4 protein-coding genes and 1 pseudogene are annotated in these 6470 nt (G+C 55.4%); all 5 read right to left on the bottom strand.

Going from position 1 to position 6470, the window contains the following annotated elements:
- The coding region (locus tag Q0349_RS01095; RefSeq protein WP_298078930.1) for a hypothetical protein at positions 1 to 1443 on the bottom strand (1443 nt) is incomplete at its 3' end.
- A 21-nt stretch (positions 1444 to 1464) separates the two neighbouring features.
- On the bottom strand, positions 1465 to 2124 hold the full coding sequence (locus Q0349_RS01100) for a hypothetical protein (RefSeq protein ID WP_298078931.1): 660 nt from the start codon (positions 2122 to 2124) through the stop codon (positions 1465 to 1467).
- A gap of 77 nt (positions 2125 to 2201) precedes the next feature.
- Positions 2202 to 3536 carry a hypothetical protein gene (locus Q0349_RS01105; RefSeq protein WP_298078932.1) on the bottom strand — a complete coding sequence of 445 codons (1335 nt, stop codon included), beginning with the start codon at positions 3534 to 3536 and terminating at the stop codon, positions 2202 to 2204.
- Complete coding sequence (locus tag Q0349_RS01110) at positions 3533 to 4513, bottom strand: hypothetical protein (protein ID WP_298078934.1); 981 nt, start codon at positions 4511 to 4513, stop codon at positions 3533 to 3535. The genes Q0349_RS01105 and Q0349_RS01110 overlap by 4 nt, the downstream gene beginning before the upstream one ends.
- Positions 4510 to 6470, bottom strand: a pseudogene (locus Q0349_RS01115) (hypothetical protein); the annotation flags it as partial. The pseudogene Q0349_RS01115 and the gene Q0349_RS01110, both read right to left, overlap by 4 nt.

Consider the following 6470-nt stretch of genomic DNA (forward strand, 5'->3'; position numbering starts at 1 on the left):
CCAGATACCTGGAATAATGGTAAGGCTGAAGATGAGTATCATGCCTTTGATAACAGCATCCATAGCCATACGACCCAAGACCATATAAATGCCCCAAAACATATACACAGTCATCAAAATCATCGGCAGCAGGTGTTTCAGTAACAGTTTGAGCATATATAGCGAAGCGTAGAAACTGGTAATAGTGCCGAGAACTCCTCCGGTCAAGTCAATATCGGTAAATTTGGCAAGCAGCGTTAAGCCAACTGCGCCTGCAACAGCCAAGGTCATATTACTCTTGTCTTGACCGGTTAACGTCGTATCTTTGGCTACTTTGCCTTGGTCAAAAGTCAGTAATTGTTCAACATATTTGCTATCTTCATTTTCAAACATATCGCGAACAACAGCTACTCTGCAACTTTTAAGCGTTTCCTCTGTAGGAACGTATGTCCACGCTTCTCTGTCCCATTTTACGCCTTTTCTACATTCCGAGATTCCACCGCGACGGTTCTCACCAACTGCAATTTGCCAGATGGTTGCATCTGACAGGGTTGCAGCCATACGAACACGCAAACCAAGATGCCCACCCTGCCCGAGCCACCAGTCTCCACAAGTGGGTGGATTTTTCTCACTCATGTTGCCGTTACCGTCATCACCGGTAAAACCGTCAACTGGCTCTGCTGCCCGAAATTCCTGATAGTATTCTGTTCCAGGGTTGTAAAAAAGATTTTTATGCAGCCGTGAATCCAGTCCGTAAACAAGAAGATCGTCATCTTGTTCTGTCCTAAATGTGATTTCCCAACTGTGGTTTTCGTCATAAGCTTTATCTATTTCATCTTTTATCATCTCCTGAGCTGTCTTGTCTCCATCAAACCGACTGGTTTTATCTACACCACTACGCCAATATTTGATTTTCTCAACAATTTTGTCATGACATTCAGCTTTGAAACGTTCATATTCATGCAGCATTTCTCCATTAATTTCCAAAGAACTATTCCAGATAGCTTTTTGTGCCTCAGTAACATCAAGTGCACAGGGCGCAGTGTTATAGATTACACCATTTACTCCTTGACCCAGCATAATTGCCAACCAAGGCAAAACCGGGATACGGGTTTTGGTTTCCTTGAAATAAACATTTCCGTTAATTTCAGTAATAGTAGTAGTTTTCCCCTCTTCCTTGCTACAAACACTTTTAACTTTTGTTTGGTTCAAATCCGCCGGAACCATCGGTATCAGCGCCATGAAAAAGATCAACATACTCAGGCCGAGGGTGGTGAGCATTTCATAAAGATGAGCGTCATTCTTGCGATCGGGGTTGCCGAGATAGTCAATATAGATGGCACAAAAGCTGCGCAGCAGCGGGTAGAGAAACAACCCGGTCAGCATCAGCAGCAAAAAAAGGATGTAATAGAATTCCCAGCCGTAGATGGTCAGGAAAGCCTCAAGATAACTGGTAACATTCATGGGGTACGCTCCATTGCCGCATCAGTGCAGCAGGTAAGGCAGTTGCAGGGCGAGGAGGTCAAAACCCAGCAACAGACCGAACAACAGTTTGGGGGTAACGCCCGCCTGGTGGATGTGCGCTTCTGCTGCATCCAACTGTTGCAGGCGGTCGTGATCGAGCACGCCGTCGGCAAGCGATGCCTCGCGTTGTGTCGCGATGCGCTGCAATGCCTGTTCGCGGATGTAACGATTGAGACGCGGCAGCAGCAGCCAACTGATGGCCAGATAGACCAGCAACCGGACGAGCGTTGCCGGCCACCAAATCATATGTAGCAGGTTGGTGGCCGCCGACAGCCCTTCTTCGCCGAAGGCGGCGAGCAGGATGTTGCCGCTGATGATGAGGAACAGCAGGGTGAGGAAAGCCTTGAAGAAGCGTTTGGTGCGCCGCCAGCGCCGTTTCGGCGATGGGTTGTTGATGATGACTACCGTCTGCTCGTCTGTGGTTACGGTCGCTCCTACGCCGCCATAGCGGCGCAGTAGCGCCGCTTCCTGTTCCTGGGGCAGTTTGCCGGTTGCCGCCGGTGGCTGGATGGTCGTAACCGGTACGGCCTCAGCGACTATCGCCTCCGGCTGCTCCGGCGGCTGGCTTGCCGTTTCATGCCCGGCATCGTTGTCCGTGGTTTCGTGCGCAGTGTTTGCCACCCCATTTGCGTCGTCATGCTGTGGCGTGCTTTCTGCTGCCGCGTCATGGTGTCTCGGTTCCTGCATCATCGCCTCCCTCAGTATTGGTATGTCCGCTGGCGGATTTCACGGATGTCATCCTGGATGCGGTAGTAGAGGTTTTTGAACTCGGTTTCCGCCGGCCCTTTCATCCCGGACTGTTGCAGGTCGGGGGCATAGACGCCGGTTTTCAGTGCCTGCTTGGCGAAGAGCAGCGCACGGGAGACTTTGTTGATGGCGTACTGCTGCGCACGCGATTCGATTTCAACGTCCTGCTGGTAATCGGGCAACAGGCGCAGGTCATCGACTTCTGCCGGGGGAATGATTTGCCCGGTTTTTTTCTCAAACTCATCCCGTTTGATTTTGTAGGCGAGGTATTCACGCAACAGCTTGATGTAGTCATTGCGGTACTCGATGTATTTACGTTCATAGCCACGGCCGGCAATGGCATTGGTGTGGGTCGGTTCGGCGGCGCTGTCCTTGATGGTGATTTCATTGGCGCCATAGACTTCTTCCACAAAGTTGTAGAGCTCTTTCGGGTTTTTGAAATCCCCCAGAATCGGGTTGTCCTTGATGGACTTTTCGTCGGTGGCAAAATCGCTGTCCCAGGTTTTTTTGTCGCCGCGCGACAGGGTCAGGTTCATGCCTGCCTTCAAGAGTGATTTGGTGATGTTAATAGGTTCCTGCCCCTCACCGCCGTAGTTTTTGCCGTCAGCCATCGGTACGCCGTTTTTGCGCGCCTCTTTGATCATTTCTTTTTCAGCAGCTTCCAGCGATTTTTGCCCGGAGTTCACCAGACCAATGGTCGTTTTCCATTGTTCTCCGACCGCGATTTCGGCGATTTCGCCAAAGGGGTTTTTGCCCTGTCGCACTTCGCGTTCGTAGTCTTCGCATTGCTTCACTTTCAGGTCAAACAGCTCGATGTACTCGTCCAGCTGTTTGGTAGAAATCTCGCCCAGTACCGGGTTAATTTTCATCAGCGAGTATTGAAAGAAGCCGCTGACCAGTCCGGAAGCGGCCACCATGGCCTCTTGCTGAATTTTCTGGACGGAATCTACCAACTTGTCTTTCAGGTTCATGACTTCCGCTTTGATATTTTGGGTGAAATCCAGGCTACCGCAGCGGTTATACAATCCGGCACGGAAATTCGCGTCAATCTTGAACTGTTTGGAATAGGAACCCGGGAAAATGCTGTCCCGTCCGGCAGCCGCGCCTGGCAGGTAATAGCGACCGGTGTCGCCGGTCGGCACCTTGTCGGCGCGCCGGTCGCCGAGCACTTCGTCGATGGTGTTGCTATTCATCGCGGCAGGTGGTTTTTGCTGCGCGCGTGCAGGCAGGACGGCGAGGGCTATCGCCAGCGAGAGCAGCAGCGGTTTGCAGATGGGTGTCTTCATGATTTGCCTCCGGTGGTGGTTTTGCCTGTGGCAGGTGTTGCAGTCTTGTTACTGGCGGACGGTTTTGTGGCATTGGCGGCAGGGAGTGCCGCTTTACTATCCGGCGCGGTCACAGATGGCGTGGTAGCGGCTGCTGGAGCAGCTGTGGCGGGGGTTGATGTCTCTGTCGCAGGCGCATGGGTTGCGGGAGACATGGCCGCAGGTGTCGCGGCTGTCTTGCCACCATCCAGCACTTCCACCACCTGGCGGTCGCGCACGTGCAGGGCGATGCTGCCCTTTTCCCCGTCGCGTCGCAGGTAGTGGTGTTCGATCGGGTCGTAACGCTGGAGGACGGTTTCCGGCTGCGGCCATCCTTTGATCACGGTGTTTGCCACCTCACTCAACGGCTGTTTGCTGTTGAGTACCAGGACGCGCTCGATTTTGATGTCGGAAGGGACGGTTCCCGTCATCTGCGGTGTGAACTGGCCGATACAGCCGGCACTGAGGCAGCTGTCGTCGAGGTAGAGCACCAGCCAGTCGCCGTCGCGCCAGGCAGGGTTGCGTTCATCCGGGATGTAATCGGTGGTGTTGATACCGGTCAGACGGTCAGTGAAGCGCGTCATTTTTTCCTGAAGCACCTCACCGGACATTTCCTGGCTGATCAAGAGCGCGGTTTCGATTTCACGTTTGATCATTTCGTGCTCATGCAGGGCGGCACGTTTGGCGTAATAGGTCTTGTCTTCCGGGCTGTCGGCCATGATGGAGAGTACCGCCAAGGGACTCGCTGTTTTGTAGCGTTCGCCAGTCGCCGCCATGATGTTGCGATAGCGCTGCGCTTCTTCTTGGCTCAGTCCCCAGAACTGTTGTAATCCCTGATCGCCGGAGCCGATGCGCGAGAACGTCAGTTCGGCGGCGTGCGCCGGCGCGGTCGTGGCAAAGGCGAGCGCGAAAGCAAGCGCAAACGCGGCGCGGCGGGGGGATAATGCGGGTTGGGTCATGATTCCTCCTGTCGGGTTGGGATGTGGTCGTCCTGAGATAGGTACTGTTCTTCGCCCACCGCTTCGCTGGTCGTTGCAACGGTATCGGGGGCGTTTTTTACCTGCTCGTGGCTGTTGTCGGCCTCGTCATCATGCGGCACCGGGATAACGTCACCGTCTTGCCGGTCTTCGGGTTGGGCCGCATCAATCTGCTTGGCCAGCGACAAGACCGGTTCCCGGGGATAGGTGTTTGGCGGGTTCATGGAGGGGGCAGCTGCGTCGGGTGGTTCCGGGCGTTCGTCGCCATCCTGTGGGGAGTCGGTTGCGTGGTTGTCGTCTTTGGCGGCTGTTTCGTGAGGCACCTCACCGTCCCTGCGCGGCTCCGGCACATAGTCGTCGCCCAACTGGTAGCGCAGGCGCGCGGCGTCAATCTCGTCGGCAATCAGCAACGCGGCGTCGAGCTCGCCGATGTGGTGTTTTTCCATCAACTGGCGGCGTGCGTCCTTTTCGTTACCGTCGGTCTGCCCCAGGGCGAGAATGAGCGACGGCGGCACATAGCGCACCAGCGTCGGCGGGTATTTGACCGACAGCGAGATGCCTTCGACGAAACGCCCCCCTTCCTTGCGCGGGAAATCGAGCAGGTAGCGCGTCTCCGGGTCGAGTTCGCGCACTTTCGCCAACTGGTCTATCTCGGTCTTCGCCATTTTCATCAGCCACCAGAACTCGGCGTTGGCGAGCAGTTTGATCGCATCCCCGACGAAGTCGGTGACGTCCTGGGTGATGATGGTCAGCCAGCAGTTGAGTTTGCGGAATACCTTGGAGCCGACCACCAGGCCGGACATCAGCAGTTTGACCTTGGCCCAGAGGTGTGCCTCGTCAATTTTGACTTCGATGGCACGGCCACTGTGTTGCAGCTTTTCCGCCAGGGCGGTGATGGTATAGATGGCCGACAGCCCGGCAACGGCCAGCATGTCTTCACTACCTAATCCCGCGACGTTTCCCAATTCAATCACGGTCAGGTCGTAGTCCGGGTCAAAGCCTTTGGCTTCGCGGTTAAAGAGCATGCCGCGCAGCCCCTGCGTCCAGAGTCTCACCGCCTCGGCACGGTCGCGCAGTTCGAGGACGATTTCCCGCATGCTGCCTTCGCGTTTGGCCTCCTCATCTGCCATTTCCAGCAACGCTTCCATCATGTGTACCGGACGCGCGTGTGCCTCGCCTTTCTCCTTTGAGATGTTGAGGCCGCGCACCAGTGCGGTGTTGAGGCGGGCAATCTGCGAAGGGGTCAGGGTGACGTCGTTGCTGCCGCCCGATACCATGATGCGCAGGATGTATTCCATCTCGTTCAGGTAGGAGCGCCGTTCTGCCTCGTCACCGTCCTGATCTTCTTGGTTGCTTTTCCAGGTACCGTCACTGATGGCTTTGGCCTTGGCTGCCTCCGCCAGTGCCTTGTCCGTTTCAAAAAACGGCGCGACCACATCGTCGGAATTAGCATTCAGGACAAAGCGCTTGACCTTCTTGCCGTGGCGTTCGGCATAGTCGGCAAGCAGCTTGAACGACTCGCCGTAGTCGAAGATGAACATGCGCGGGTTATTCACCGCCATGCTCATCGCGGTCATATTGACGATCGTCGCTGACTTGCCCGAACCGGTCGGGCCGAAGAATACTTCGTGCGAGACGCGGCTGCGGTCGTTGCGGTGGAACGGGTTGAGATAGAAGGGTTCGCCGGTACGCGAGTACATCAGGTAGCAGGGGTTCACCCCGCCACTCTTATTGCCGTAGAACGGCAGCAGCGAAGCGAGGTGCGCGGTGTAGCATTTGCGCGCACGCAGCGCCGATTTGCGGTCATGGGCAAAGTCATAGACTGTCGGCAAGGCACGGATGAAGCTGTCCTGGCTGATGAGATCATACTGTGGCGGCACGATACTGATGCAGTCCGAAGTCGATACCACCGCGACCGCGCGCTCGGTCACGTCCAATA

Origin of the sequence: uncultured Cardiobacterium sp. (assembly GCF_938028185.1) — a bacterium.
Lineage (GTDB): Bacteria > Pseudomonadota > Gammaproteobacteria > Cardiobacteriales > Cardiobacteriaceae > Cardiobacterium.